This window comes from Streptomyces sp. NPDC017936 (assembly GCF_044328485.1).
In the GTDB taxonomy this organism is placed as follows: Bacteria; Actinomycetota; Actinomycetes; order Streptomycetales; family Streptomycetaceae; genus Streptomyces.
In genome coordinates this window covers 384,298-409,770 of record NZ_JBIRHK010000001.1, presented here as the reverse complement: position 1 = coordinate 409,770, position 25,473 = coordinate 384,298, and the positions used below count along the sequence as shown (strand labels likewise).

General features: G+C 75.6%; 21 protein-coding genes. 13 read left to right on the top strand and 8 right to left on the bottom strand.

The genetic code is table 11. The features are described 5' to 3' along the window. Positions 1 to 49 precede the first annotated feature (49 nt). The 5 genes from ACH4F6_RS01625 to ACH4F6_RS01605 all read right to left on the bottom strand — a co-directional run bounded on the left by ACH4F6_RS01625 (position 50) and on the right by ACH4F6_RS01605 (position 4,990). Positions 50 to 1,075, bottom strand: coding sequence for an MASE1 domain-containing protein (locus tag ACH4F6_RS01625; protein WP_397957800.1), 1,026 nt, complete (start codon positions 1,073 to 1,075; stop codon positions 50 to 52). 109 nt (positions 1,076 to 1,184) lie between these two features. After that, positions 1,185 to 2,522, bottom strand: a complete 1,338-nt coding sequence (locus ACH4F6_RS01620) for a PP2C family protein-serine/threonine phosphatase (RefSeq protein WP_397957798.1) — start codon at positions 2,520 to 2,522, stop codon at positions 1,185 to 1,187. A gap of 237 nt (positions 2,523 to 2,759) precedes the next feature. Then, a complete protein-coding gene (locus tag ACH4F6_RS01615; protein WP_397957796.1) occupies positions 2,760 to 3,431 on the bottom strand; it encodes a class F sortase in 672 nt (223 codons plus the stop codon). A gap of 102 nt (positions 3,432 to 3,533) precedes the next feature. Next, positions 3,534 to 4,025 carry a sortase gene (locus ACH4F6_RS01610; RefSeq protein WP_397957795.1) on the bottom strand — a complete coding sequence of 164 codons (492 nt, stop codon included), beginning with the start codon at positions 4,023 to 4,025 and terminating at the stop codon, positions 3,534 to 3,536. A 302-nt stretch (positions 4,026 to 4,327) separates the two neighbouring features. Beyond that, positions 4,328 to 4,990 carry a DUF4232 domain-containing protein gene (locus ACH4F6_RS01605; protein ID WP_397957793.1) on the bottom strand — a complete coding sequence of 221 codons (663 nt, stop codon included), beginning with the start codon at positions 4,988 to 4,990 and terminating at the stop codon, positions 4,328 to 4,330. A 286-nt stretch (positions 4,991 to 5,276) separates the two neighbouring features. Here ACH4F6_RS01605 and ACH4F6_RS01600 point away from each other — a divergent pair, with 286 nt between their 5' ends. The 4 genes from ACH4F6_RS01600 to ACH4F6_RS01585 all read left to right on the top strand — a co-directional run bounded on the left by ACH4F6_RS01600 (position 5,277) and on the right by ACH4F6_RS01585 (position 11,119). Beyond that, positions 5,277 to 6,245, top strand: coding sequence for a restriction endonuclease (locus ACH4F6_RS01600; protein WP_397957792.1), 969 nt, complete (start codon positions 5,277 to 5,279; stop codon positions 6,243 to 6,245). A gap of 153 nt (positions 6,246 to 6,398) precedes the next feature. Further along, positions 6,399 to 7,973 carry a hypothetical protein gene (locus ACH4F6_RS01595; protein ID WP_397957791.1) on the top strand — a complete coding sequence of 525 codons (1,575 nt, stop codon included), beginning with the start codon at positions 6,399 to 6,401 and terminating at the stop codon, positions 7,971 to 7,973. Positions 7,974 to 8,187: 214 nt separating this feature from the next. Next, the gene (locus ACH4F6_RS01590) at positions 8,188 to 9,498 is read left to right on the top strand and encodes a sigma 54-interacting transcriptional regulator (RefSeq protein WP_397957790.1); all 1,311 of its coding nucleotides are present in this window, start codon (positions 8,188 to 8,190) and stop codon (positions 9,496 to 9,498) included. Positions 9,499 to 9,775: 277 nt separating this feature from the next. After that, entirely contained in the window at positions 9,776 to 11,119 is a 1,344-nt protein-coding gene (locus ACH4F6_RS01585; protein WP_397958196.1) for a VWA-like domain-containing protein, read from the top strand. Between the two features lie 50 nt (positions 11,120 to 11,169). Here ACH4F6_RS01585 and ACH4F6_RS01580 read toward each other — a convergent pair whose 3' ends face one another. Then, positions 11,170 to 11,967, bottom strand: a complete 798-nt coding sequence (locus tag ACH4F6_RS01580; RefSeq protein ID WP_397957789.1) for a TioE family transcriptional regulator — start codon at positions 11,965 to 11,967, stop codon at positions 11,170 to 11,172. A 57-nt stretch (positions 11,968 to 12,024) separates the two neighbouring features. Between ACH4F6_RS01580 and ACH4F6_RS01575 the strand changes: the two genes are divergently transcribed. The 3 genes from ACH4F6_RS01575 (at position 12,025) to ACH4F6_RS01565 (ending at position 17,114) form a co-directional block, all read left to right on the top strand. Next, entirely contained in the window at positions 12,025 to 13,230 is a 1,206-nt protein-coding gene (locus tag ACH4F6_RS01575; protein ID WP_397957787.1) for an erythromycin esterase family protein, read from the top strand. 183 nt (positions 13,231 to 13,413) lie between these two features. Next, positions 13,414 to 15,546 carry a DUF4139 domain-containing protein gene (locus tag ACH4F6_RS01570; protein ID WP_397957786.1) on the top strand — a complete coding sequence of 711 codons (2,133 nt, stop codon included), beginning with the start codon at positions 13,414 to 13,416 and terminating at the stop codon, positions 15,544 to 15,546. Between the two features lie 8 nt (positions 15,547 to 15,554). After that, positions 15,555 to 17,114, top strand: coding sequence for a DUF4139 domain-containing protein (locus ACH4F6_RS01565; protein ID WP_397957785.1), 1,560 nt, complete (start codon positions 15,555 to 15,557; stop codon positions 17,112 to 17,114). Positions 17,115 to 17,382: 268 nt separating this feature from the next. Here the strand turns inward: ACH4F6_RS01565 and ACH4F6_RS01560 are convergent, their stop codons facing one another. Continuing rightward, positions 17,383 to 18,645 carry an extracellular solute-binding protein gene (locus ACH4F6_RS01560; RefSeq protein WP_397957784.1) on the bottom strand — a complete coding sequence of 421 codons (1,263 nt, stop codon included), beginning with the start codon at positions 18,643 to 18,645 and terminating at the stop codon, positions 17,383 to 17,385. Between the two features lie 337 nt (positions 18,646 to 18,982). On the opposite strand from ACH4F6_RS01560, the gene ACH4F6_RS01555 reads away from it, so the two are divergent. Both ACH4F6_RS01555 and ACH4F6_RS01550 read left to right on the top strand, forming a co-directional pair. After that, the gene (locus tag ACH4F6_RS01555) at positions 18,983 to 20,086 is read left to right on the top strand and encodes an AI-2E family transporter (protein ID WP_397957783.1); all 1,104 of its coding nucleotides are present in this window, start codon (positions 18,983 to 18,985) and stop codon (positions 20,084 to 20,086) included. 101 nt (positions 20,087 to 20,187) lie between these two features. After that, entirely contained in the window at positions 20,188 to 20,352 is a 165-nt protein-coding gene (locus ACH4F6_RS01550; RefSeq protein ID WP_397957782.1) for a hypothetical protein, read from the top strand. A gap of 132 nt (positions 20,353 to 20,484) precedes the next feature. Here ACH4F6_RS01550 and ACH4F6_RS01545 read toward each other — a convergent pair whose 3' ends face one another. Next, positions 20,485 to 20,760: a hypothetical protein gene (locus ACH4F6_RS01545; protein ID WP_397957781.1), complete on the bottom strand. Its 276-nt coding sequence runs from the start codon at positions 20,758 to 20,760 to the stop codon at positions 20,485 to 20,487. 70 nt (positions 20,761 to 20,830) lie between these two features. On the opposite strand from ACH4F6_RS01545, the gene ACH4F6_RS01540 reads away from it, so the two are divergent. From ACH4F6_RS01540 to ACH4F6_RS01525, 4 genes are all read left to right on the top strand, one after another. Next, a complete protein-coding gene (locus tag ACH4F6_RS01540) occupies positions 20,831 to 21,409 on the top strand; it encodes a TetR/AcrR family transcriptional regulator (protein ID WP_397957780.1) in 579 nt (192 codons plus the stop codon). Positions 21,410 to 21,845: 436 nt separating this feature from the next. Next, positions 21,846 to 22,802: a GlxA family transcriptional regulator gene (locus ACH4F6_RS01535; RefSeq protein ID WP_397957779.1), complete on the top strand. Its 957-nt coding sequence runs from the start codon at positions 21,846 to 21,848 to the stop codon at positions 22,800 to 22,802. A 106-nt stretch (positions 22,803 to 22,908) separates the two neighbouring features. Then, the gene (gene gap / locus ACH4F6_RS01530; RefSeq protein WP_397957778.1) at positions 22,909 to 23,907 is read left to right on the top strand and encodes a type I glyceraldehyde-3-phosphate dehydrogenase; all 999 of its coding nucleotides are present in this window, start codon (positions 22,909 to 22,911) and stop codon (positions 23,905 to 23,907) included. A gap of 133 nt (positions 23,908 to 24,040) precedes the next feature. Next, on the top strand, positions 24,041 to 25,471 hold the full coding sequence (locus ACH4F6_RS01525; protein ID WP_397957777.1) for an MFS transporter: 1,431 nt from the start codon (positions 24,041 to 24,043) through the stop codon (positions 25,469 to 25,471). The last annotated feature ends 2 nt before the right edge of the window (positions 25,472 to 25,473 follow it).

The following is a 25,473-nucleotide window of genomic DNA, read 5'->3' as shown; positions in this document are numbered from 1 at the left end:
CCGCCGCGGCCGGACAGCCCCCTTCCCGTCGGCTCGCGTCCCCTGCGGTTCAGCCCGGTCTTCCGGTCCGGCCGCCCTGCTCCTCGGCCGCGTGCTCCCCGTCGGCACCGGCGGGGAGCGTCGTGGGGCGGTGACCACGGGCGATCGTGGTCACCATCTCGGCGAGCTGCCCGCAAGCCCGCGCGATCTCCCGCTGGGTCTGGTCGCGTTCGCTGACGGCGGCCGCGAGGAGCAGGGCGGTCAGCGAGGCGGATCCGTTGAACGCCTGCAAGGTGATCATGTTGGTGAGCAGGTCGTGACCGGCGAACGGCCCCGCCCCCTGCGCGGCGGCGACGACCGCGAAGGTCGACACGGCCAGGGAGCAGGGCGCGGCCCCGGCCAGCTGGAAGCGGAACGCCGCCCAGATCAGCAGGGGGAAGCCGAGGAACATCAGGGGCGTGCTGCCGGTCTGGAGCCAGCCGACACCGAGGGTGGCCGCGAGGAGCAGCAGCGCCTCCACCCGGCGGAAGGGTCTCACGCCCCTCGGCCGGCGCGCCGAGCGGAGGACGAGCAGGACCGGCGTCACCACCAGGACGCCCATGGCGTCGCCGGTCCACCACACGAACCACGCCGGCCAGAAGCGGTCGGGGCTGAGCACGCCGGCGACGGCCAGGGCGCCGCTGCCCACGCCGGCGCTGACCAGCATCCCGGTGAACGCACCGAGGAAGATCAGCGCGAGCGCGTCCCGCAGCCGGTCCAGCTGGGTACGGAAGCCCGCACGGCGCAGCAGCGCGTAGGAGCAGACGGGCGCGAGGGTGTTTCCCAGGACGATCGTCAGCAGGGACGGGACCGACGGGCCGAGGGAGACGTTGGCCAGGAACGCCCCGATCGCGATCCCGGGCCAGACCCGCGGGCCGCGCAGGAGCAGGCTCGTCACGGCGATGCCGGTCGGCGGCCACAGCGGGGTGACCTGGCTGCGCACCAGCTGCTGGAACAGCCCGAGCCGGGCCGAGCCGTAGTACAGCGCGGCGACGACGAGGATGTCCAGGGCGGTCGCACCACCGCGTCGGAACCGTGCACGCCGAGCGACAGTCATCGGGCGGCCTCCGCGTCGACATCGCCCCGGGATCCATCATCCGCCGGATGCTCCGGATCCTCCACGGCGTCGCCGAGCCGCGGAACCGGACGTCCGGGGGAACGCGAGGTCAGTCGCGCGGGGTGCGCAGGGCGAGCACGGCCATGTCGTCGTGCCCGTCGCTGGGATGCCGGTCGGCCAGGGCCTGGACGAACTCCGGCAGGGGCAGGGCGGCGTGGGCGGTGGCGAGGTCGGTCAGCTCGTCGAGGCTCTGGTCGATGGACCGGCGGGGATGCTCGACGAGCCCGTCCGTGAAGAAGACCACGGTGGAGCCCGGCGGCATGAACCGGGTGTGGTCGGGGCGGGGCTGTTCGGAGTCGACGCCGAGCGGCAGCCCGGGCTCCGCGAAGAGGTACTCCGCCCGGCACCCCGGAGCGATCAGCAGGGGCGGTATGTGGCCGGCGCTGCTCCAGTGGAGGCGTCGGCCGTTCCCGGCCGGTTCGATGCGGGCCACCGTCGTGGTGGTGACGGGGTTGTCCGTGATGGCCTGCAGGGTGCGGTCGAGCTGGGTGAGGACCGCGCCGGGCGGACGGCCCCGCTCGTACAGCAGGGCGCGCAGCATGTTGCGGGTGGAGGCCATGGCGGCCGCGGCCTTGAGGTCGTGACCGACCACGTCGCCGATGACGACCGCCACGACGTCGTCGGGCAGCGGGACGGCGTCGTACCAGTCCCCGCCGAGCCGACCGGGTTCGGCCGCGGGCCGGTAGACGGCGGCGGCGGTGAAGGGCCGCAGGTCGGGCAGGGTCGGCAGCAACAGCCGCTGGAACTGCTCGGCTCCCACCCGCACCCGCTCGAACAGGCGGACGTTCTCGATCGCGATGCCGGCGGCGCCGGCCAGCGCGACGACGACCTCCTCGTCGTGGGCGTCGAAGAGCTGCCCGTCGTGCCGCTCGGAGAGGTAGAGGTCGCCGTAGATCTCGCCGCGGACCGTGATGGCCACGCCGAGCAGGGTGCGCATCCGGGGGTGGCCGGGCGGGAACCCGGCGGACGACGGATGCTCCGGGATGCTCTCCACCCGCAGCGGGGCGGGGTGGCGGATCAGGTGTCCGAGGACGCCCAGCCCACGGGGGAAGTCGGTCCCGGCGAGAGCGGCCCGTTCCTGGCCGGACAGGCCGACGGCGATGAACTGCTGCAGGTGGTCCCCGGACTCGCCCAGGACGCCCAGGGCCCCGTAGCGGGCGCCCACCAGGTCCATGGCGGTGGTCACGATGCGCTGCAGCACCGCCGGCAGTTCGACCTCCCGGCTGATGGCCACCACCGCGTCCAGCAGGCCCTGCAGCCGGTCCGTGGCGTCGAGCAGCAGGTGCAGCTGCTCGTCGATCCGGCCCAGCTCGGCGCGCAGACGCAGATGCAGGTCGGGAAGGTAGGGCTGCTGCGGTGGCTCCCCTTCCCCGATTCCTGGCTTCACGAGATCCCCGATCGCTGCCGTCACGAGCATCCGACGACCGGACGCCGGGTCCCGGTGACCTGCCTCCGGCGCGGTACGACGAAGTGCGCGAAACGGTCGTTCGCCTAGAAACAGGGTGACACAATCGGGCGAACCGGCTCGCGGCCGGGGCGCGGGCCTCGCGTCGGCTCCTCCGGTCCTCCGGCGACCGGTGGTCACCGCTCCTGCGAGACCCGTGACCGTCCGCCTCCCGCGGCCTCATCTCACCGCGGTGAGCGTCGCGTAGACCACGACGTTGCCCTGGTACCCGGTGCGCTCGGCGTAACCGCCCCCGCAGGTGATCACCCGGAGTTCGGCCCGTTCGGAGTCGCCGTACACCTTCTCGCTCGGGAAGCTCTCCTTGGCGTAGACCTCGACGGCGTCGACGGTGAAGACGGCCGTGCGCCGGTCGGCCCGGTCGACCTCGACCGTGTTGCCCTTGGCCACGGCGCCCAGGCCGTAGAAGACGCCGGGCCTGCCGGAGCGCAGGTCCACGTGCCCCGCGGTGATCGCCGTCCCCGCCGAGCCGGGCGTCGTGCCCTCGCCGTACCAGCCGGCGAGGCCGGGCTCGTCGGCGGGCGGGGGGCGCAGCGCCCCCGACGCGTCGAGGCTCAGCTCCGTCAGGGGGGCGTCCACACCGATCGCGGGGATCCGGATCCGCAGGGGTGTCGAGGACGGCAGCGGCCGGACGGCGGGGCCGGCCGCGGCGGTGCGGCCGGCCGGGGGGCGTGCCGGGGCGGAGAAGGCCTGGCCGGCTGAGGGCTGCGGCGGCTCTCCGCCGTGCAGCGCGCCGGTCACCAGCACCGCACCCGCCACCAGGGTCCAGGTCAGGAGCTTGACCGAGGGGACGAACGGGGGCGGGGGAGCGCTGTCGTCGGGTCCGGGTGCCATCGTGGTGGAGCCTCTAGCCTGCCGTGCGGGTGGGATCGCCGCCCCTGGATCCCCGGAGCGCGGGGGAGAGGCCCGGGATCCGGGGAGGCGGGGTGCGGGCGGTCAGGCGCGGCCGGCGCCCGAACGGTGACGCATCCTCACCAGCCACCCGGCGGCGGCCGCGGCGACCAGTGTTCCGCCCAGGGCGAGCTGCGGAACCGAGTCCTGCGGGTCTCCGAACCCGGCTTCGACGGCGCCGTCGGGCCGGCCGCCCCCGAGCTCGTACGAATCCGTGATCCTGGTGCGCGGCGGGCACTTGACGGTGATGGTGTCGGTGCCGGGCGAGGCCCCTTCCGGCACCGTGAACTCGCCGGTGAGCACGCCCTTGCTCTCCCCCTCGAACAGGTGGAACTTCCCGCCCACCTCGGACTCGCCCTTGCCGTAGGTCACGTCGTCGCCGCAGGCCGCCGTGCTGACCGTGACCTTGGAGCCGGGAGAGCCTCCCCGCGAGCTGATGTCGAGCCCCGAGCCGTCGGCGGCGACAGCGACCGGGACCTGCAGGGCCAGGGCGCCGACCGCCAGGCCGATACCGATGCCAATACGTGTGTTGCCCATGGGAACCCTCCGGTGGAAAGCGTCCGGCCTGTCTGTGCGGCGTCTCCGTTGTACGCCACTGACGAGGCAATCGACGCTCCGTCACCTCCGCAACATGACGGATCGGCACCTGAGTCACCCGAGCAGGCGCACTGATCGCATGAATACGATGATTTGTGCAGGTCACGGGAGTCGCGTCCGTCGCGACGGAGGAACCGTCGAAGGTCGGCGAACAGGCTAACGATCTCCCGCCGGCGGGCGGAGCGGGGCCGAGCGGGCCCGGCCGCCCCCAGGCCGGGCCCGCTCGGCCGGACGGCGGCCGTCTACAGGCTGAGCGCGTCCTCCGCGTTGTTCACCCAGGGGGTCACGGAGTTGGTGTCGGGCGAGACGTACAGGCCGGGAGTGGACGCTTCGAGCGGCGTCTGCTCCAGGTCGGACTCGGTGTTCATGGTCATCGCGATCGATCCGACGGTCCTGCCCCTTCCGTCGTCGGCGCCGCCCATGAGCCCGGCGTACGCCGACTCGCCCGGCGCGAGCCTGAGCGCGTCCTCGACGCCCGGGGCCTCGCCCCGCTCCGTGGCCTGTCCGTCGAGGTCGCCGAAGGTCACGACCGGGTGGCCGAGCGCCCGGCACGCCTCGGCGCCGATGTTGGTGATCTTCAGGAGGTAGCTGCTGGTCGTGGGTTCCGCCAGGGTCGCCGTGAACGTCACGTCGTGGGTGCTGCACGGGAAGACGTGGTCTTCGGCCGGGGAGGCGCCCCCGCCGCCGGAGGAGCCGCCCGCCGCGGACCCCGGCGGGGTCGTCGACGGCGCCTGCGGGGGCGGTGACGGCCGCGACGGCCCGGACGAGGCCGCGGACGCGGACGGGCTCGCCGCCGGTGTCGTCCCGGCGGCGCCGGCCGCGCCGTCCTCGGTGGTCTCACACCCCGTCAGCGCGAGTGCGGCGACTGCGGTGAGGGCGACGGCGGCTCTGCGAACGGTGCTCATGGTGCTCTTCCCCCGATGGATGACGACGTGTGCGATGCGGTGCCGGACCGGGCGGGACCGGGCGGGACCGGGCCGTGCCGGGTTGTGCCGTGCTGTGCCTGTGCTGTGTGCACAAGGGTCCGCCGGGTTCTTCACGGTTCGGTGACGGGATCTCGCCGGATTCACCACCGTTGTCCGCGCGCCGGACATCCGCCGGCGATCCGGCGGCCGGTGCGATCAATCGGGTGATCTTGGGGCACACGCCTTGGTGGTCCTCGTGTCCACCAGGGGAGGGGTTCCCATCACCGTGACCACACCCGTACGCCGTGTACGACGCAGCCGCCCGCGACGGTCCTTCGACCTCCGGGCGACGGCCCTGTTCTTCGGTCTTCTCGCACTCCTCCTGAGCATCCTGGGCCTGGCGTTCCGGACCGCGGCCGCCACCCTGGAGCGCCGTCCGGCGTGGGCGGTCGTGCTGGTCGTGGTCGCCGTGGTGACCGTCCTGGCGGTACGCCGACGCAGGCGGCGGTTCTCGGCGAAGAGGGCCGCCCGCCAGGCCACCGCCGCGTTGGAGGAGGCGACGCGCACGGCCCTTGACGCGCTGGAGACGCCGCCGCCCCCCACGGCCCCGGCCCCCGCGGCGCGCATCGACGCCGAGGCCCCGGCGGCAGGCGGCCCGCGGGCGCCCGGACCGCGCGCGGACCCGGAGGGGACCGAGCCGACGGTCGTGCTCACGGACGGCACCGAGCCGACCGTCGTGCTCCCGGAGGGGACGGCGGCCACCGTGGCCGCCGGTCTCGCGCCGGACACGGTCGCCGGGGCCGACGTCGTGGAACCGCTCCCCGAGGACGTCGTGCACGGGGAGCTCCTGGACTACGGCGCCCTGGACGCCGAGGAGTTCGAGCACGCGGTCGCCGGCCTGTGCGAGCGGGACGGGTGCACGGGGGTCGAAGTGGTGGGCGGAGCGGGCGACCTGGGCGCGGACGTCCTCGCCGTCGCCCCGGACGGGCGGCGCCTGGTCGTCCAGTGCAAGCGCTACTGCGACACCAACCGCGTCGGCTCGCAGGACCTGCAGCGCTTCGGCGGCACCTGCTACACCGTCCACGAGGCCGACGTCGCGATCATCGTCACCACCAGCGACTTCACCGCCCCGGCCGCCGAGTACGCCGAACAGTGCGGCATCGTCTGCGTGGACGGCGAGGCACTGCGGGCCTGGAGCGACGGCACGGGGCCGCGGCCCTGGGACGGGCCGGCCGCCGGCGGCCCCCTGGCCTGAGCCGGGAACGACCACGGGGAGGGGCGGGGGAGCCGGGTGCGGGGCGGCGGCGAAAGGGGACTGACAGATCGACTTCGGCGTGGTTAGGATGCCGGAGATGAAGAACTTCTCCTCTCGCGGATTGGGGGAATCGTTCGCTCAAGGTGAGTGCTGATGGCACATCACCTCGCGAACGGGATTCCCGCCCACCTGTCGATGTGGCAGCGCGTACGCGACTACGCCGTGCCACCGTCCATGATCGAGACCGCGACCGCACGCCGCGCGGCCGGCGACTGGGCGGGGGCCTGCGCCGCCGCCCGTGTCGACGTCGATCTCGATCTGCGCGCCGTGCGCGACCGCCACGGCACCGATCTCGTCACCCGTCTCCGTGCGGACCTGCGCCGGCTGGCGCCGGACCTGCTCCGCTGGCACATGCCCCGGATCGCTCCCGACGGGCGACTGCGGCCCGGCCTCACCCTCTCGCTGGCCCGTTACGGGAGCTCCGGCGCCACGCCGCTGCATCTGGTCGTGCGGACACCGCCGGCCCGGGCGGACGCCGGGCAGCGGATGTCCCTGGCCCTCTGGGAGGGGCCGGGGAGCGGCGCCCCCGGACACCATCCGCACCCGCATCCCGACCGGCGTTTCCGGCTCGACCTGCACCGGCACCTCTGGGACTCCGCGCGAAGCGGCGAACTGGCGCGGCGGTGCGGTGCGGGCGGGGCGCCGCCGTGGACGGGGCCGCCGCCCTGCCCGCCTCGCGTGTGCGGTCTGCCGGTCCCGCCGGACGGGCCGCTCCCGCCGGACGGGCCGGTCCTGCCCGAGGGGTCAGGCGTGCCGGATCCGGCGGGCCCGTCCGACGGGCCCGCCGGTCACTTCTCCTCGTGGGCGGTGGCCGGCTGGGCAGCCGAGGCCGAGCTGCTGCTGCGGGCCGAGGGCCGGCCTCGCGGGGCCTTCACCGTGCGGCTCGGCGCGCGGAGCCGCACGGTGCTCGAACTCGTCGCCCCCGACGAGAGCCACGCCCCGGCGCTGCGGCCACTGCGCGAGGCGCTGCCGCCGCAGGAGGTCGCGGCGCTTCCGGTGCTGCCGGAGGCGGCGGCCCGGGTCCTTCCGGATCTGCGGCTGCTGCGGGCAGGCCTGGTCACGGCCGACCGGTTGCACCCGCTCGTCGCCGCGGCACTGACCGCGTCCGGATCGGTGACGGCGTCCGGCTCGGCACCGGTGGCCGGTCCCGTCCCCGTACCCGGTGATCCGCACCGGGTGGAATGCCGGGGCGAGGTCCACCGGATCGCGCTGCGGGACGGGGTGCTGACGGCGATCGACCACGACCCGGTCCAACTGCGCCGGGAAGAGCTGCTGGTGGCACTCGGAGGGCCGGCCCTGCCGTGCCTGCGGGCGATCGACGCGGTGCACCGCAGCCCGGAGGCACTGCCCGCGGTCCGGGAGCGGCTCGGCCACGGTGACGTCGCCGGGGCGCTGGCCGTGGTCGAGGGGCTGCTCGGTCCCGGCGCGGTGCTGCGCGACGGGCCGCTGCGGGACGCCCTGCGGTCGGCCGCGGCACGCCGTGTCGACCACGGTCTCTTCCGCTCGGGGCTGGTCGCCGTGCACCCCGCTGCCGCCGGGGGCGGGAACGCCTCCGGCGCGGGGCACGCGGAGCCGGACCACCGCCCCCGGCCCGACCGCCGTATGCCCCCGGCGATGCACCACAAGCGCAGCAGCCGGGCGCGGCCCCGCACCGGCCTCCCCGGCTGACGGTCTGCCGCCACCGACTCCCTTCTCCCGCACCGGCCCGAGCAGCTGCCGGTCACCGCCACCGAAGTCCCCTTCCGGCACCGGTCCGACCGGCTTCCGGCGGTGGCCGCCACCCACGTGCCCTTACTGCGCCGCGCGTCCCGCGCCGTACGTCCTCACGGCGTCCGGGACGGGCCGGCCGTCCCGTTCCTCCCTCAACCCCCAGGTGATGCCCATGACTTCCCGTACTCTCCCGTCCGCAGCGCTCCCGGCCGCCGTCGGTGCGCCCGCGCCCACTGCCGTCGACGCGTCCGGAACCGACACCCAACTCACCCTCGCCCACGACCTGTTGACACTCCTGCGGACGACCACCACCGAGCCGCGCCCCGACGAGCAGCTCGAGGCGCTCACCCTGGCCGTCGCGGCCGACCTGCCCGTGCTGCTCTGGGGCGAGCCGGGCATCGGCAAGAGCGCGGCCCTGACGCAGCTCGCCGCCTCCCTCGACCTGCCGCTGACCACCGTGATCGCCAGCGTCCACGAGCCGTCCGACTTCGCCGGGCTGCCCATCGTGGGCGACGACCCGGCGGCGCAGGGGGTGCCGATGGCGCCGCCGCAGTGGGCCGTGGACCTCGTGCGGGCCGGGCGGGGACTGCTCTTCCTGGACGAACTCTCCACCGCCACCCCGGCCGTCCAGGCCGCACTGCTGCGCGTCGTCCTGGAACGGAGGGTCGGCGCGCTGCACCTGCCCTCCGACGTACGGATCGTGGCCGCCGCCAATCCGCGCGCGTCGGCGGCGGACGGGTGGGAGCTGAGCCCGCCGCTGGCCAACCGGTTCGTCCATCTGCACTGGGTGCACGACCGGGAGGTGGTGGTGCGCGGGCTCGGCGGGGTCTGGCCCCGGGCCGAGCTGCCCCGGCTGGCGTCCGGGCGGCTGCCGGAGGCGGTGGCCTTCGCCCGGCGCGCGGTCTGCGGTTTCCTGGAGGCCCGGCCGACGCTGATCCACCGGCTGCCGAGCACCGAGACGCGGCGCGGCGGCGCCTGGCCCTCACCCCGCAGCTGGGAGGCCGCGCTCACCCTGCTGGCCTTCGGCACGGCGGCCTCGGTCTCCCGGGACGTGCTGGCGCTGCTGGTGCGGGGCGCGGTCGGGGACGGGCCGGGGCTCGAACTCCTCGCGTATCTCGACCGGATGGACCTGCCGGATCCGGAGTCGCTGATGGCCGACCCTCCCTCCGCCGAGCTGCCGGTGCGGGGCGATCTGCGCCAGGCGGCGCTGGAGGCCGTGGTGGCCGCCGTCGGGGTGCGGCCCGAGCGGGAGCGGTGGGAGGCGGGCTGGGCGGTGCTGGTCCGGGCGCTGGAGACGGGCGCCCCGGACCTGCTGGTCGCCCCGGCGACGGCGCTGGCCGCGCTGCGACGCGACGACTGGGAGGTGCCGGAGGCGGTGGAACGGCTGGCCGGGGTGATCGGCCTGGCCCGCCGGGCGGACCGCTCGGTGGGACGGGCCACGGCATCGGCCGGCGCCGGGCGTGCGGCGGGCGCGGGCCGATGACGGGGCACGGGCCGATGGAGGCGAACGTCGGGAGCGTGACGCCCGGCGCCGGATGTGCGGCGGGGGCGGACCGATGACCGGGCACGGACCGATGACCGGGCACGGACCGATGGGCGGGCACGGGCTGACGAAAGGGCACGGGGCGATGGCGGGAGACGCCGGGCACGTGACGGCGGACGCCGGACGTGCGACGGGGGACACCGGGCGCGCCATGGGGGACGCCGGGCGCGTGAGGGGGGCCGTGAAGCGTCCGGGGCCGCGCCCGCTGCCGCGCCCGATGTCCCCGCCCCCGCCGCCGCGCCCGGTGCGGGCCACCGTGCCGGGACCGCCGGCCGGTCGGGGCGAGCGCGAAGGCGAGCCCGGACTCCCGCTGGACACGGAGAAGTTGCTGGCCGCACGGTTGCACGCGGTCAAGGTCCGCCCCTACCTGGCCGACGCGCTCTTCGCCCTGCACGTGGTGGAGGACCGGTCGGTGCCGACGATGGCGGTGGACGCGCACTGGCGCTGCTACGTCTCGCCCGGCTTCGTGGCGCGCACCCCGGTGGAGGAGCTGGCGGGCGTCTGGGTGCACGAGGTCTCCCACCTGCTCCGGGACCACCACGGGCGGGGCGAGCGGTACGCGCGGGAACACGAGGAGCGCGAACCGGACGGGCGGAGCGGGACGGGCGCCCCCCGGGCCGACGGCTGGGGCAGGCTGCGGCGGAACATCGCCGCCGACTTCGAGATCAACGACGACATCTACGGTGACGGTCTGCCCCGGCCTGCCGGGGCCGTGCTGCCGTCGCTGCTGCGGCTGCCCGACGGGCAGCTGATGGAGGAGTACCTGCGGACGACGTCGATGTCCGGGCTCGCCGCCGACCTGGCCTGGCTGGACTGCGGCAGCGGCGCCGACGGGCAGGACCGGCCGTGGGAGCTGGGACCCGAGGGGGCGCACGGGCTGAGCAGACAGCAGCGCGACGCGGTCCGCTTCCGGGTCGCCGAAGGGATCAAGGGTCGGCCGGGCGACGCGCCCGAGGGATGGCGCCGCTGGGCGGACGAGGCCTTCCATCCGCCCCAGCCGTGGCGGCGGTTGCTGGGGGCGGCGGTCCGCTCGGCGGCGGGCGCCCCCGGGGTGGGCGAGAACCACAGCTACCGGCGTCCGTCCCGGCGCTCGGCCGCCGTCCCGGGGGTGCTGCTGCCGAGCCTGCGCCGTACGCCGCCCCGGGTGTGCATCGTGATCGACACCTCCGGGTCGGTGAGCGACGCCGAGCTGGGCAGCGCGCTGCTGGAGGTCGCGGCGATCTCGCGAGCGGTGGGCGGGCGACGCGACCTGGTCTCGGTGATCTCCTGCGACGCGGCGGCCGGGGTCGCCGTCCCGCTCTGCCGCGCCGAGAACATCGAACTGGTCGGCGGCGGGGGAACCGACCTGCGCTCCGGTTTCGCCCGGGCGCTGCGCTCCCGGCCCCGCCCGGACGTGATCGTCGCCCTGACGGACGGTCAGACGCCGTGGCCCTCCGCGCAGCCGCCCTGCCGTACCGTCGTCGGCCTCTTCCCCCGTCCCGCCCGCCCCGTGGACGAGGAGGACCCCGACCACGTCCCGGACACCCCGCCGCCGTGGGCCCGTGTCGTCACCATCGGCTGAGCCCGCGCGGCGGCGCGGCACCGGCACCCGTGACGCGCGGCCGGCGCGCGTCAGCCCCCGGCCGGCCCGCGGGCACCGAGGTACGCCTCCAGCTCGGCGGCGCCGGCCAGCATCGCCCGGGAGCGGGCCGACAGCCGGCCGTGCCAGTCGCGCAGGGCGGCGTCCAGCGGCTCCAGCCCGCCGGCCGCCCGCACCCGGGCGATCAGCGGGGCGATCCGCTCCAGTGGGTAGCCGCCCCGGCGCAGCTGGTGGGCCAGCCGGGCGTCCCGCACGTCGGCCCGGTCGTAGACGCGGTATCCGGTCCGCGGGTCCCGGCGCGGGCGCACCAGCCCGGCGCGTTCCCAGGCGCGCAGCGTCGCGGGCCGGATCCCGAGCTTCCCCGCCAGCGGCCCGATGAACGTCCCGCCGGACCCGGACGGCGCGGCCGGCCCGGACCGGGACGCGGCCGTGGTCTCCGGCTCGTACGCAGCCGTGCGGGCCGGCTCCGACGCCGCCGCGGGATCCAGTTCGCGCAGGGCGCTCTCCACGGCCCGGAGGGTGCGGCGGTCGTCGAGGAGCTGGGCGTGGCTCTCGTCGATCAGGCGGAACGCCTCCTCGACCGCGCCCTCGTTCACCGCCCGCAGGATCGACGCCGCCGTCCGGTGGCCGTGACCGGGCACCAGGGCGAGGAAGGCGCGCAGGGCCGCCGCGTGCAGCGGGGTGTACGTGCGGTAGCCGTGCGGGGTGCGGTCGGCGGCCGGGAGGATGCCCGCCTCCTCGTAGTTCCTGACCGCCTGCGTCGACAGGCCGTGCCCGCGCGCCAGATCGACCGGCCTGAGCCGCACACCGCTTTGAAGGTTTCGCCCCATCGCCCCGCCAATGTCGCGGAAAAGTCTCCACCGAAAGTTCAACGATAGCGTTGAACCATGACAACCGACGTCAAGCCCACCGCCCATGCCGTCACGGCCGCCGCCGTCATGGGGCTGCTCCCGGCCCGGCCGCGGCTGCTCGCCCTGGGCGAGCCGACCCACGGCGAGGACACCCTGCTCGAGGTGCGCAACGACCTGTTCCGGCAGCTCGTGGAGCAGGAGGGCTACCGGACGATCGCGATCGAGAGCGACTGCCTGCGGGGCCTGCTCGTGGACGACCACGTCCGCTCGAACCGGGGCACCCTCGACGACGTCATGGAGCGCGGATTCAGCCACGAGTGGTTCAACGCCTCCCCGGCCAACCGCGAGCTCGTGCGCTGGATGCGCGCCCACAACGAGGGCCGGCCCGCGTCCGAGCGGCTCCGTTTCGCCGGTGTCGACGGCCCGCTGGAGATCACCGGCGCCGAGAGCCCCCGGCAGGCGCTCACCGCGCTCCACGGCTACCTGTCCGCCCGGGTGGACGCGGACCTGCTCCCCTGCACCGCGGACACGCTCGACCACCTGCTCGGCAGCGACGACCGGTGGACCGACCCCGCCGCGATGACGGACCCGGCCCGGTCCGTGGGACGGTCGCCCGAGGCCGGGCGGCTGCGGCTGCTCGCCGACGACCTGGTGGCGCTGCTCGACGAGCAGACGCCGCACCTGCTCGCGACGACCTCGCGGGAGGACCGGTACCGCGCACGCCTGTACGGGCGCACCGCGACCGGCCTGCTGCGCTACCACTTCTGGATGGCCGACGCCTCACCGGCCCGCATGGCGCGGCTGTGCGCGCTGCGGAGTTCGATGATGGCCCGCAACCTCCTCGCCCTCGCCGCCCGGGGCCCGGTGCTCGTCCACGCCCACACCTCCCATCTCCAGCGGGAGAAGAGCACGATGCGGATGTGGCAGGGGCCGGTGGAGTGGTGGAGCGCCGGAGCCCTGCTGAGCGCCCGGCTCGGCGAGGGGTACGCCTTCGTGGCCACGGCCCTCGGCACGATCCGGCACCAGGGAGTGGACACCCCGCCCCCGGACACCGTCGAAGGACTCCTGTACGGGCTCCCGCAGGACCGCTGCCTCATCGACGCCCCGCGGCTGGCCACCGCCCTCGGCGACGCGCGGCCCGCTCCCCGCGTGTCCCCCTGGCACGGGTACTCCCCCTTGGACCCGGCCCACCTGGCCGGTCACGACGCGATCGTGTTCGTCAAGGACCTCTCGCGGGACTGATCCCGCCGCCTCGGCGCGGAGCGTCGGGCCGGCCCCTGCCGGCGGGCGGGCCCGCCCGGACCGCGGCCGTGGCCCCACCGGGCCCGCCCGGACCGCGGTCCCCACCGGCTGCGATCCCGGGCGGCCGCGGCCCGCCGGGGCGTAGGCTGCACCCGGCACGGACACGGTGGGGGAGCGGAGCACATGAGGGCTGGAAGAGCACCGGCATGGGGGTCGACCCTCGACGCGGTCGTGGTCTACGCACAGGGGGCCGTCTGCAGCCGCCTGGCCCGGGGCAGCGTGCCGGCGGGCGGCCGCGTGCGGGTGACGGGACTGCCCCGTTCGCTGGACCCCGGCTCCCTGCGGGTCCGGGTCCTGCGCGGCGCACCCGGGGTGCGCGTCCGCGAGGCCCGCGTCGAGGTCGAGGCCGAACCGCTCGGCGCCGTCGCGCCCCACGAGCTGCGGCGTGAGGTCGAGCGGCTGCGCGAGGTCTGCGCGGCGGCACGCGGACGCCGGGACCGGCAGCTGACGCTGATCGCGGAGACCACGGCCCTGCACCCGGTCCCGCCGCCGCGCAAGCGCGAGGACCCGCACCGCCGCACCCCGGTCGAAGCGTGGCTGGAGCTCGCCGAGTTCGTCGACGACAGGCTGACGGCCCTGCACGCCCGCCTCGCCGAACTCGACGAGGCACTGCGCCACGCCGAGCACGAACTCGACGTCGCCGAGGACCGGCTCGCCCGCGCCTCCACCGACGCGCCGCCGGCGCACGTGGACACCATGGTCTGCGCGGTCCTGACCCTCGACGGCACCGGCGACGCCGAGGTGGAGCTGGAGTACGGGGTCCCCGGCGCCGTCTGGGTGCCGGCCTACCGCCTCACCCACCGTCAGGGCGACGACAGCGGCCGCCTGGTGCTGCGCGCCTCGGTCGCCCAGCGCACCGGGGAGGACTGGACGGGCGTGCGCGTCGCCCTGGCCACGGCCGACCTGCGGCGCCGCACCGACCTGCCCCGGCTGCGCTCGCTGAGGATCGGACGCCGCCAGTCCGCCCCCGCGCCGTCCGGGTGGCGCGAGCCCCCGGCGGGGCTGTCCGACCTGTTCGCCGGGTACGACGCGGCAGGACCGCGTCCCGCTCCGGCCGCCGTCCCCGCGGCCGGAGCGGGACGCCCGGCGCCGGCGGCCACCGCGGGCGGTCCCCCGTCCGCGCCCTTCCCGCCACCGCCGCCGGCCCCGCAGGGCTACGGCGCACCACCCGTGGCGCCCCCGATGTCCGGTGCCGCGGACGGCGCCCCACCCGGGGCCTTCGGCGGCGAGGCGCCCGCCCACGCGCAGCCGGCGCCGGCACGACCGCGCCGCGCGGCGGGCAGCGGCGGCAGGTCCTTCGCGGCCCCCGCGGCCCCCGTCATGGCTCCCGCGGCCCCGGCCATGGTTCCCGCGGCGCCCGGCCGGGCCGCGCCACCGCCGCCTTCCGCACCGGCACCGGCCCCCGCCCCGGAGGCGGGCCCGCCGCAGCCGAGCGACGCGGAGCTCGACTACGCCGCGCTCGTCCTGTGCGGCGCCGACGAGCACGGCGGTCGCCGGGGCCGGCTCTTCCCCGAGGCACCCTTCGACCCGGTCGCGGCCGAGCACCGCCGCCGCGCCGAAGCGGTGGCCGTGCTGCCGCTGCCCGGACACGCCGTGCGGCCCCGCGAGTCGGCGGGCTCCTTCGACCACCGCTTCGACGCCGCCGCCCGCGCCGACATCCCGTCGGACGGCACCTGGCACACCGTCACCGTCGGCGAGATCCCGGTCGGCCTGCGCACCGAGTACCTCTGCGTGCCGTCCGTGGAGCAGACCGTCTACGCGACGCTGGTCCTCTCCAACGCCACCGACCAGGCCCTGCTGGCCGGTCCGGTGGAGGTCGCCGTCGACGACGACCACCTGCTGACCGCCGCGCTGCCCACGCTCGCCCCCGGCGGGGTCCGCCGGGTGGGGCTCGGGCCGGCCGAGAGCATCCGCGTCACCCGCCGGACGAACCTGCACGAGTCGACCGCGGGCCTGCGCAACCACATCACCGTGCTCGACCACCGCGTGCACGTGGAGCTGGCCAACCGGCTCGCGAGGCCCGTCACCGTCGAGGTCCGCGAACGCGTACCGGTCACCTCCGAGCCGGACGTCCGCATCGAGGAACGCGCCGACTGGGCGGCGCCCGAGGACGGCGTGGGCCCCGACCGGCACGCCCCGGGCACCCGCGTCTGGCGGGTGTCCCTGCCCGCCGGCGGCACCGCCGCCCTCGACGGCGGCTACGAGATCCGCATCCCGGCCGGCAAGGCCCTGGTCGGCGGCAACCGCAGGAGCTGACGCACACCATGTCCACCGACCCGAAGCCGATCGCCCTGCCCGTCACCGCCGTCACCTGCCTGGAGGACCGCGCCCACATCGAGCGTGCCGCCGTCCTCGATCTGCGCGCCGGTGTCCAGCGGGTGCGGCTCGGACCCGTCAGCGCGCTGGCCGTCGACCGCACCCTCCACGCCGAGCTGACCGCCGAGCACCCGGCGACCGTGCTCGACGTGCGCATCGTCCGCGACTGGACACCGCGCGGGCCGCTGCCGTCCACCGAGGACTCCGCCCTGCGCCGGCGCGCGCACGCCCTCGAACAGGAGCGGTCCGCCCTCGGACAGCGACGCGACCGGCTGCGGGCCCGGCTCGACTCGCTCGGCCGCCTCGCCGCCGACCTGCTGCGGGAGATCGGCGAGGGCGCCGGCATCGGCGAGACCGAACGCCCCCGCTGGGCCCGCGAACTGGACCGCGTGGACGGCGAACGCGACGCGCACGGCGAGGAGCTGCGCGCCGTCGAGGCGCGGCTGGCCGCCCTCGCCGCCGAACTCGACGGCATACGGCGCGCCATGGAGCTCGCCGAACAGGAACCCGTCGAACTGGTCGCCCACGTCGAGCTGACCGTGCGGGCCGCGGCCGCCGGGCCGGCCGGGCTGCGGCTGGGCCACCTCACCCCGTGCGCGCTGTGGCGCCCCGCCTACCGTGTGGTGCTCGACGGGGACTCCCTGACGCTGGAGACCGAGGCGATGGTCTGGCAGCGCACCGGCGAGGACTGGTCGGACGTGCGGTTGACGCTGTCGACGGCCCGGTCGGCGTCGGCCACCGAACCACCGCGGCTGGACGAGGACCGGCTGACCCTCAGGGACCGGCCCGCGGTGGAGCGCCGCACGGTCGACGTCGAGATGCGCGAGGAGGAGATCGCAGACCTCGGTCCCACGCCGGTGCTCGGCCTGCCGGGCGTCGACGACGGCGGCGAGGCCCGGGTGCTGCACGCGCCCGCGCCGGTCTCCGTGCCCGGGGACGGCCGCGCCCACCGGGTGCCGCTCTCCGCCTTCACCACGGCCGCGCGCAGCGAGTACGCGTGCTCGCCCGAACTGTCCCCGCTCGTCACCCGGGTGGTGCGGTTCGACAACCTGTCCGGCCACGCGCTGCTCGCCGGACCCGTGGACCTCGTCCGCGGCAGCGGGTTCGCCGGCCGCGGCACGCTGGACTTCACGGCTCCCGGGACTCCCGTCGAGCTCGCCTTCGGCAGCTGCGACGACCACCGGGTGGTCCGGCAGGCCGAGGAGTCCCGCGACACCGCCGGCCTCACCCAGCGCACCGTGGTCACCCGCACCGTCCGGTTGCACCTGTCCCGGTTCTCCGCCCCCGGGGAGCGCGACGAACGGGTGGTCGTCCTCAGGGAGCGGATCCCGGTCTCCGAGGTCTCGGCGGTGGAGGTACGCCTGCGTGAGGAAGCCTGCTCCCCGGCGCCCGACGCGGTCGACGCCGAAGGCGTCGTCCGCTGGGACGTCCCCCTCCCGCCCGGCGGCCGCCGCACGGTCACCCTGGTCTACGAGCTGTCGGCGAGCGCCAAAGTCGCCGGGCTCTGACGGCTCGCGGCTCGCGGCTCGCGCGCCCCGCCGCCGTCGCGTCCGCGGAGCACGGCACGGCGCTGCTGTGCCGCGGCGCGCCGCGGGCGTGGTGCACGACGCGGGCGCGGTGTACGACGCGGGGCCGGCGGACTTCCCGCCCGGGGGCCGGCCGTCTCCCCGGGGGAAAAACCGCTGGTGCGCGCGGTGAACCACGACGTCGTCACCCCGGAGGACCTCACCCGTCCGGTGCGCCCCCGGCGGTGGGCGCGGGCGTCGCCGACGGGTGTCAGCCGGTGGAGACCGTCAGTGCCTCCGTGATCTTCCGGGAGGCGCGGCGGGCCTCCGTCGCCGGATCGGCTCCGCCGAGCACCTCGGTCATGTAGGCCTTGATCGGGTTGTCCGCCTCGACAGCGGCCCATTCGGGCGTGTTGGGCGTGGCCCGGCCGTGCGCGGCCCCCGCCGCCATGGCCGCGACCCCCTCCTCGGCCGCGACCGCCGACGCCAGCTTCGCCTTGTTCGGCACGTAGTTCATGGTGCGGGCCAGATCGGTGTTCCACCGGGCGCCGGTGAGCGCGGCGACCACGTCGATCGCTCCCTTGCGCTGGTCGGTGGTGCGGGGGACGACGAGGTCCGAGCCGCCGATGAAGACGGAGCCCGGGTGCGCGCCGGTCTTCCCCGGGACGGGGAAGAAGCCCAACTCGTCCTCCAGGCCGGGGTTCTGCCGCACGACGGCCTGCGCGAGGCCGGGGACGGCGATGATCTGGGCCACCTTGCCGGCGGCGAACACACCGGCCTGGGGCGGGTGTTCCTCGTCGGCGTCGACCGGGCCCTCGCCGAGGGACTGGAGCCGCCGGTAGAAGTCCATGCCGCGCAGGGCGGCCGGGGAGTCCAGGGCGCCCTGCCAGCGGCCGCCGTCCTCGGTGGCGAGGTCGCCGCCCTCGTCCCAGATGAAGCCGGAGAGGGTGTACCAGTCCTGGCCGGCCAGGTAGATGCCCTGGTTCCCGCCCGTGTCGAGCTTCTCGGTGGCGGTCAGCCACTCCTCGCGGGTGCGGGGCGGGGCGGTGATGCCCGCCTGCCGGAAGAGGTCCTTGCGGTAGATGACGACCCGGTTGGCCGCGTACCAGGGGATGCCGTACTGGTGGAAGCGGCGCTGTCCGGGTTCGGCCAGGCCGGGCAGCCACTCGTCCTTGCCCCACTTGGCCACGGACTCCAGGGTGAGGTCGAGCAGCCGGTCGCCGTCCACGTACCGCGGGACCTGGGTGTTGCCGACCTCGATGACGTCCGGTCCGTCCTCGCCGTCCTCCGACAGGGCCGACTGCACCTTCTCGCCGATCCCCGTCCATTCCTGGATGCGGATGTCGAGGTCCAGGTCCGGGTGGTCGCGTTCGAAGTCCTCGGTGAAGCGGTCCAGGAAGTCCTGGGAGGCACTGTCCTTCATCAGCCACACCGTGACGGTGCGGCGGTCGGTCCCGCCGGTGCCGGGCACCACACCGCAGGCGGTGAGGAGGGAGGCGGACACGCAGAGGAGGGAGAGGAGGCGGCGTCTCACGGGGGTCCTGTTCTGCCTGGTGGACAGGGGAAGGGGGCCCGACGTGGGGGTACGAGCGCGGCGGCTCGAACGGGTGGGCAGGATTTTGGTATGGACCAATGCGGAGGTCAAGGGGGCGACGCCCGCCGCTCCGTTCCCCCGCGCTCCGCCGCAGATGGGCGCGGTGCGCCGTGACGCGTCCCACAGCACGGGACGAGCCGGCCGCGGCCCGGCGGCCGCCCGGCGCTCCCGCGCGGACGGCGGCCACTGCGTCCGATCGGAGTGTCCGGTCGTGCCTTCAAGCGAATCCGGAGCCGCCCGCGCGGTGCTCCGTCCGACGGGTGGTACGAGCATGGGGATGTCCACACCCCCCGACCCGCCCGCGCCGCGCGGGCGCAGGAGCGACGTGGAGGCGCGTGTGCCGGGCGTGCTGCGGGTCGCCGCCGCGTACGCCTGGCGGATCCTCGTCGTCGGCGTGGTCGTGCAGGCCGCCTTCTCCGTGCTGGGGCAGTTCCACCGCGTCGCCGTCGCCGTGTTCCTCGGTCTCGTCGTCACCGCCGTGCTCCGGCCCGTCGCCGACCTCCTGTCCCGTGCCGTGCCCCGGTCGCTCGCGGTGGCGGTCGCCCTCGTCGGCGGCATCGTCCTCGTGCTGGGGGTGCTGGCCCTGGTCGGCGGGGCCGTGGCGGGGGAGCGCACCGGACTGGGACGGGAGTTCGTGTCCGGGACCGAACGGATCGAACGCCTGCTGGAGGAACCTCCGTTCCGGCTTGACCCGGGCGCGCTGAACGACCTGCAGTCCCGCATCGGCAGGCTCCTGTCGAACCACCGCTCCACCGTCATCAGCACGGCGCTCAGCGGCGCGAGCCGGCTCCTCGAAGTGCTCACCGTGCTGGTCCTCGCTCTGTTCTGTTCGATCTTCTTCACGCACTCCGGTGACCGGCAGTGGCGGTGGTTCTGCGAGCAGCTCCCCGCGCGGTCGCGGAAACGGGTGGCGGCCGCGGGCGGGGCCGCCTGGCGCACCTTCACCGGCTACACGCACGGCATCCTGCTGGTGGCCGCGACCAACGCGGTCCTCGTGGGCGCCGCCCTGTTCGCCCTGCGCGTGCCGCTCGCCGTGCCGCTGGCCCTCCTGGAGTTCTTCGCCGCCTTCGTTCCGCTGATCGGTTCACCGATCGCCCTGGCCGTCGCGGCGGTCGTCGCACTGGCGTCGAAGGGCCCGCTGACCGCCGCGCTGGTCGTGGTCCTGATCGTGGTCATCGGGCAGATCGAGGGGCATCTCCTGCACCCGGTCGTGATGAGCTGGGCCGTCCGCCTGCACCCGGTGGTGGTCGCCCTGTCGGTCGTCGGGGGAGCGGTCGCGGCCGGGGTGGTCGGTGCGGTCGTGGCCGTGCCGCTGGTGGCCGTGGTGTGGTCCGTGCACCAGGCGCTGCGGATCCGCACGGGTGACACCGACTTCGGCTGAGGCGCGGCGGCACCGGGCCGCGGCCGCCGCACCGCACGGCGTCCGTGCGTCCACCCGTGCGTCCGTGCGCACGGGCTCACCTCGAGTCGCTGACCGTCGAGGTGAGCCACGACGACACGGCCTGGACGAAGGTGAAGCCGGCCGGGAACGGGTTCGTGGTCCGCGACCCCGCGGCCGGCCGGGGCGTCTCGCTGCGCGCCGTCGTGGTCGACGGGCAGGGCAACACCCCGACGCAGACGATCCGCAACGCCTACCGGGGGAAGTGAGCCCGTACGGCGCCGGAGCGACCCGGCCGGCACCCGTCGGCCGGGCCGGTGAGGCCGGTGACCGCCAGGACGATCGTCGCGGCCGCGCGGGCGCCGCGGGTGAGGCCGAGTCCGATCAGGAACGGCCCGCGGTCAGGCCGCGGCGCCCGCACCCCCGCCCTCGTGCGGAACGGCCCGGCGACGGGTGAGGCGGGTGAGGGTGACGCCGTCGGGGAAGGCGGTGCGCTCGGCGACGTCGAAGACGGCACGGTGGGCGGTCGGGACGGTCTCGGGGTACAGCGTGTTCGTCCAGGCGGCGTAGGCGGCGGTCTGCCGCGCGTCACCCAGGGGGAAGAAGCCGTGCTCGCCGACGGGGCCGGCGATGCGGCCGTCGAGCGTGACGCCGATGTAGTACACGAGCTTTCGCACCTGTGGCGCCCCCTGCGTAGTACTCTGATTGAAGTGGTCAGAACGTAGTACTGCACATGGAGTGGTGTCAATGGCGAGACGGAACGACCAGCGGCGTGCCGCGCTCGTCGATGCCGCGATCGAGGTGCTGGCCAGGGAAGGGGCCCGGGGGCTGACGTTCCGGGCGGTGGACGCCGAGGCCGCCGTACCCGCCGGTACCGCGTCCAACTACTTCGCCAACCGCGACGACCTGCTCACCCAGGCCGGCGCCCGCGTCTACGAGCGGCTCCAGCCCGACGAGGCCACGATCGACCGCCAGCGCACGGCCGCCCGTGACCGGGAGACCTACGCGGAGCTGATGCGCGAACTCGTCGGCCGTATCGCCTCCTTCCGCACCGGCTACCTCGCGCTGCTGGAACTCCGCCTCGAGGCCACCCGCCGTCCGGAACTGCGCAAGGTCCTCACCGACCGCGTCCGGGCCGACGTCGACGCCAACGTCGCCTACCACGAGGCCTCCGGTCTCCCCGGCGACGCCATGGCCGTCAAGCTGCTCATCCTGACGCTGAACTGGCTGATCGTCGAGCAGCTCACCCTGCCGGACGTCTTCACGGAGGCGGAGCGCGAGCAGCTGGTCACGGCCGCGGTCGAGCGGATCGTGACGGAGGAGTAGGCGGCGGAGCACGGAGGGCCTCGCGGCGGGCGTCACCACCCGGCCCCGAGCCCTCGGCCCCCGCTCCCGTCCGGCGCCCCGCGTCCACGACCCCCGGCCCGGGGCGTCTCCGGAGCCGGCGGGCCGGCCCCTCGAAGCGGCCGCGGCGCGCGGCGGCCAGGAGGCACGGCGCCGCGCACGTGGTCCCGGCGGGCGCACCGCCCGCCTCGCCGGTCCGCTCGGCGTCTCGGCGCACGCGGTGCCCGGCGCGGGCCGCTTCCTCGCCTCCGACGGCGTCACGTCGCTGCCCGAGGTGCTCGAAGCCGTCGCCCCGTAGGGGGAGCCCGGCCGGTTCTGCGGCTGCCGGGCCGCCCGTGACCCGGTCACCCGTGGAGCGGGAGGCGGACCCAGGCGACCGCCGGCGACCGGCGCCCCGTGCCCTCGTACCCTGGTCCCCGTGCCGCCCAGCCCTCTCCGTCGTGCCGCCGTCCTCGTGCTCGAAGGCGCCAAGCCGCTCGACGTCGGCATCCCCGCGCAGGTGTTCACGACCCGCGCGAGCATGCCGTACGAAGTCCGTGTGTGCGGAGCCGCACCCGGGCTGGTGACCGGCGGGGACGGGCTGTCGTACCACGTGGCCCACGGCCTCGAGGCGCTCGAGTGGGCCGACATCGTCTTCATCCCCGGCTACCGGTCCCCGGACCGCGAGGACCCGCCGCGGGCGGTCGTCGACGCGCTGTGCGCCGCCCACGCCCGCGGCGCCCGGCTGGCCGCCATCTCCACGGGAGCCTTCGCGCTCGCCGCCACGGGCCTGCTCGACGGCAGGCGCGCCACCACGCACTGGCACTACTCCCGGGCCCTGGCCGCGAGACACCCCCTCGTACGGGTCGACGAGAACGTCCTGTTCGTCGACGAGGGCAGCGTGCTCACGTCGGCGGGCGCCGCCTCCGGTCTCGACCTGTGCCTGCACATCCTGCGCGGCGACCTCGGGGTGGCCGCCTCCAACCACGCCGCCCGGCGCTTGGTGGCCGCCCCCTACCGCAGTGGCGGCCAGGCCCAGTACGTGCCGCGCAGCGTGCCGGAACCGCTGGGCGAACGGTTCGCCGCCACCCGCGAGTGGGCCCTGCACCACCTCGACGAACCCCTCACCCTCGAGACGCTCGCCCGGCACGCGGCGGTCTCACCGCGCACCCTCTCGCGCCGCTTCGTCGAGGACACGGGCTACACACCCATGCAGTGGGTGATGCGCGCCCGTATCGACCTCGCCCGCGAGCTGCTGGAACGCTCGGAGCGCGGCGTCGAGCAGATCGCCAACGACGTCGGGCTCGGCACCGGATCCAACCTGCGGCTGCACTTCCAGCAGATCCTCGGCACCACACCCAGCGAGTACCGGCGCACCTTCACCAGGGGCGAGTAGCCGGCCCGCCCCGCCTGGCGAGATCCTTGCGAACCATGGCGCTCACGCCCCGGCCGCGGGCGGCCGCCGCACGCGAGGCTGGTGGCGAACCGAAGGGACACCAGCCATGACTCGCATCGCCATCAACGGATTCGGCCGCATCGGACGCAACGTGCTGCGCGCGCTCCTCGAACGCGACAGCAAACTCGAGATCGTCGCCGTCAACGACCTCACGGAGCCCGCCACCCTCGCGCGGCTGCTCGCCTTCGACTCGACGGCCGGCCGGCTGGGCCGCCCGGTCACCGTCGAGGACGGCTCCCTCGTCGTGGACGGCCGCCGCATCAAGGTGCTCGCCGAACGCGAGCCGGCCGAGCTGCCGTGGGCCGCGCTCGACGTCGACATCGTGCTGGAGGCGACCGGCCGCTTCACCTCCGCCGAGGCCGCCCGCGCCCACCTCGACGCGGGCGCGAGGAAGGTGCTCGTCAGCGCGCCCTCGGACGGCGCCGACGTCACGCTGGCGTACGGCGTCAACACCGGCGCCTACGACGCCGACCTGCACACGATCGTCTCGAACGCCTCCTGCACCACCAACGCGCTCGCGCCGCTGGCCGCGGTGCTGGACGAGCTCGCCGGCATCGAGCACGGCTTCATGACGACGGTGCACGCCTACACCCAGGAGCAGAACCTCCAGGACGGTCCGCACCGCGACGCCCGCCGCGCCCGTGCCGCCGCGGTCAACATCGTGCCGACCACGACGGGCGCCGCCAAGGCGATCGGCCTCGTGCTGCCGAACCTCGACGGCAAGCTGTCGGGCGACTCGATCCGCGTCCCGGTCCCGGTGGGCTCGATCGTCGAGCTCAACACCACCGTGGCCCGCGACGTGACGCGCGACGACGTGCTGGCCGCCTACCGCACCGCGGCGCAGGGCCCCCTCGCCGGCATCCTCGAGTACTCCGACGACCCGCTGGTGTCGTCCGACATCACCGGCAACCCGGCCTCCTCGATCTTCGACTCGGCCCTCACCCGCGTCGACGGCCGCCACGTCAAGGTGGTCGCCTGGTACGACAACGAGTGGGGCTTCTCGAACCGCGTGATCGACACGCTCGAACTCCTCGCGGCCCGCTGACCGCACGCGGGAAGCCCGGCGCCCCGGCCCCTCCCCGCGCCCCGTCCACGGCCCGGCTCCTGAGAAACGGCGCACATGTCCCTTACCGTGGCTTCTGCTGTCGTGCCTTCCGTGGACGGGATGGAGTGGGGCCGTGGCGTTCGCGGAGCCGGCCGGTGGTGACGGGGCCCGGCCTTCCCCCGAGCCGGCCCCCCGGCCCGGGCGGCGCTCCTGGGCGCCGCTGCTGGCGGTGTGCACGGGGTACTTCATGGTGATCCTGGACGTGACGATCATCAACGTCGCCGTGCCGGTGATCGGCCGGGAACTGTCGGCCTCGCTCACCGGAATCCAGTGGATCACCGACGGGTACACCCTCGTCTTCGCGGGGTTCCTGCTGACCGGCGGCGCGCTGGGCGACCGGCTGGGCAACCGCCGGGTCTTCTGCGCGGGCGTGGCGGTGTTCACCGCCGCCTCGGCCGCGTGCGCGCTCGCGCCGAGCGCCCCCGCCCTGGTCACGGCCCGGCTGGTGGAGGGGCTCGGCGCGGCGCTCATCGTGCCCGGCTCGCTGGCCCTGCTCCAGCAGTCCTACCCGGCGCCGGCCGCACGCGCGCGGGCCTTCGGGCTGTGGGGCTCGATGGCGGGCGTCGCGGCCTCCGCCGGCCCGCTGCTGGGCGGGCTGCTCGTCTCCACGGCGGGCTGGCGCTGGGTGTTCCTCATCAACCTGCCCGTCGGCGTGGCCTGCCTGGTCCTGACGCTGCGCCATGTGGCGTCCTCGCCCCGGCGCACCGGCCGCGCCCTGGACTGGCCGGCGCAGTGCGCGGTCGTCGCGGCGGTGGCGCTGCTGACGGCGGCGCTCAACGAGGCCGGACGGCGCGGCTGGTCCGATCCCGCCGTCCTCGCCGGGGTGGGCCTGGCCGCGTCGGCCGCCGCGGCGTTCGTGGTGCGCGAGCGGCTGGCCCGGTCTCCCGCCCTCCCGCTGCCCCTGCTGCGCTCGCGTGCGATGAGCGGCGGATCCGTCATCGGACTGCTGTTCAACTTCGGCTTCTACGGGATGGTGTTCACCGCCAGCCTGGAGTTCCAGCACCAGCGCGGCTACAGCGCCCTCGGCACCGGACTGGCCCTGTTCCCGGCGGTCGCGATGACCATGTTCGCCTCCGTCCTGTCCGGGCGGCTGAGCCGCCGTACCGGCGACCGGCCGCTGGTGGTCTCCGGCATGCTCCTGGCCGCCCTGGGGCTGGCCGGCTGGGCCGCGGCGGGGGCCGACCCGGCCTACGCGCTGCTGGTGGTCCCGATGATGGCCGCGGGCTTCGGCACCTCCTTCGCCCTCACCGGATCGACCGCCACGGTGATGGGCGCGGCACCCGCGGCCTACTCGGGCGCCGCCTCCGCCCTGTTCAACACCACCCGCCAGATCGGCAGCGCCACCGGTGTCGCGCTCGGCGGCAGCCTGATCGCCACGGCCGGCGACCACACCACCGGACTGCGCGTCAGCATGGCCCTCGGCGCGCTCGCCTACCTGACCGCCGCGGGCCTCGCGTGGCGGTGCGTGCCGCCGAAGTCCGCCCGGACGCACGGCGCTTCCTGACC

Excerpts from the sequence above, each read along its gene's own strand:
- ACH4F6_RS01625 (WP_397957800.1), bottom strand. The coding sequence starts at position 1,075 with ATGACTGTCGCTCGGCGTGCACGGTTCCGACGCGGTGGTGCGACCGCC.
- ACH4F6_RS01615 (WP_397957796.1), bottom strand. The coding sequence starts at position 3,431 with ATGGCACCCGGACCCGACGACAGCGCTCCCCCGCCCCCGTTCGTCCCC.
- ACH4F6_RS01610 (WP_397957795.1), bottom strand. The coding sequence starts at position 4,025 with ATGGGCAACACACGTATTGGCATCGGTATCGGCCTGGCGGTCGGCGCC.
- ACH4F6_RS01605 (WP_397957793.1), bottom strand. The coding sequence starts at position 4,990 with ATGAGCACCGTTCGCAGAGCCGCCGTCGCCCTCACCGCAGTCGCCGCA.
- ACH4F6_RS01595 (WP_397957791.1), top strand. The coding sequence starts at position 6,399 with ATGGCACATCACCTCGCGAACGGGATTCCCGCCCACCTGTCGATGTGG.
- ACH4F6_RS01590 (WP_397957790.1), top strand. The coding sequence starts at position 8,188 with ATGACTTCCCGTACTCTCCCGTCCGCAGCGCTCCCGGCCGCCGTCGGT.
- ACH4F6_RS01585 (WP_397958196.1), top strand. The coding sequence starts at position 9,776 with ATGTCCCCGCCCCCGCCGCCGCGCCCGGTGCGGGCCACCGTGCCGGGA.
- ACH4F6_RS01580 (WP_397957789.1), bottom strand. The coding sequence starts at position 11,967 with ATGGGGCGAAACCTTCAAAGCGGTGTGCGGCTCAGGCCGGTCGATCTG.
- ACH4F6_RS01575 (WP_397957787.1), top strand. The coding sequence starts at position 12,025 with ATGACAACCGACGTCAAGCCCACCGCCCATGCCGTCACGGCCGCCGCC.
- ACH4F6_RS01570 (WP_397957786.1), top strand. The coding sequence starts at position 13,414 with ATGAGGGCTGGAAGAGCACCGGCATGGGGGTCGACCCTCGACGCGGTC.
- ACH4F6_RS01565 (WP_397957785.1), top strand. The coding sequence starts at position 15,555 with ATGTCCACCGACCCGAAGCCGATCGCCCTGCCCGTCACCGCCGTCACC.
- ACH4F6_RS01555 (WP_397957783.1), top strand. The coding sequence starts at position 18,983 with ATGTCCACACCCCCCGACCCGCCCGCGCCGCGCGGGCGCAGGAGCGAC.
- ACH4F6_RS01540 (WP_397957780.1), top strand. The coding sequence starts at position 20,831 with ATGGCGAGACGGAACGACCAGCGGCGTGCCGCGCTCGTCGATGCCGCG.
- gap (WP_397957778.1), top strand. The coding sequence starts at position 22,909 with ATGACTCGCATCGCCATCAACGGATTCGGCCGCATCGGACGCAACGTG.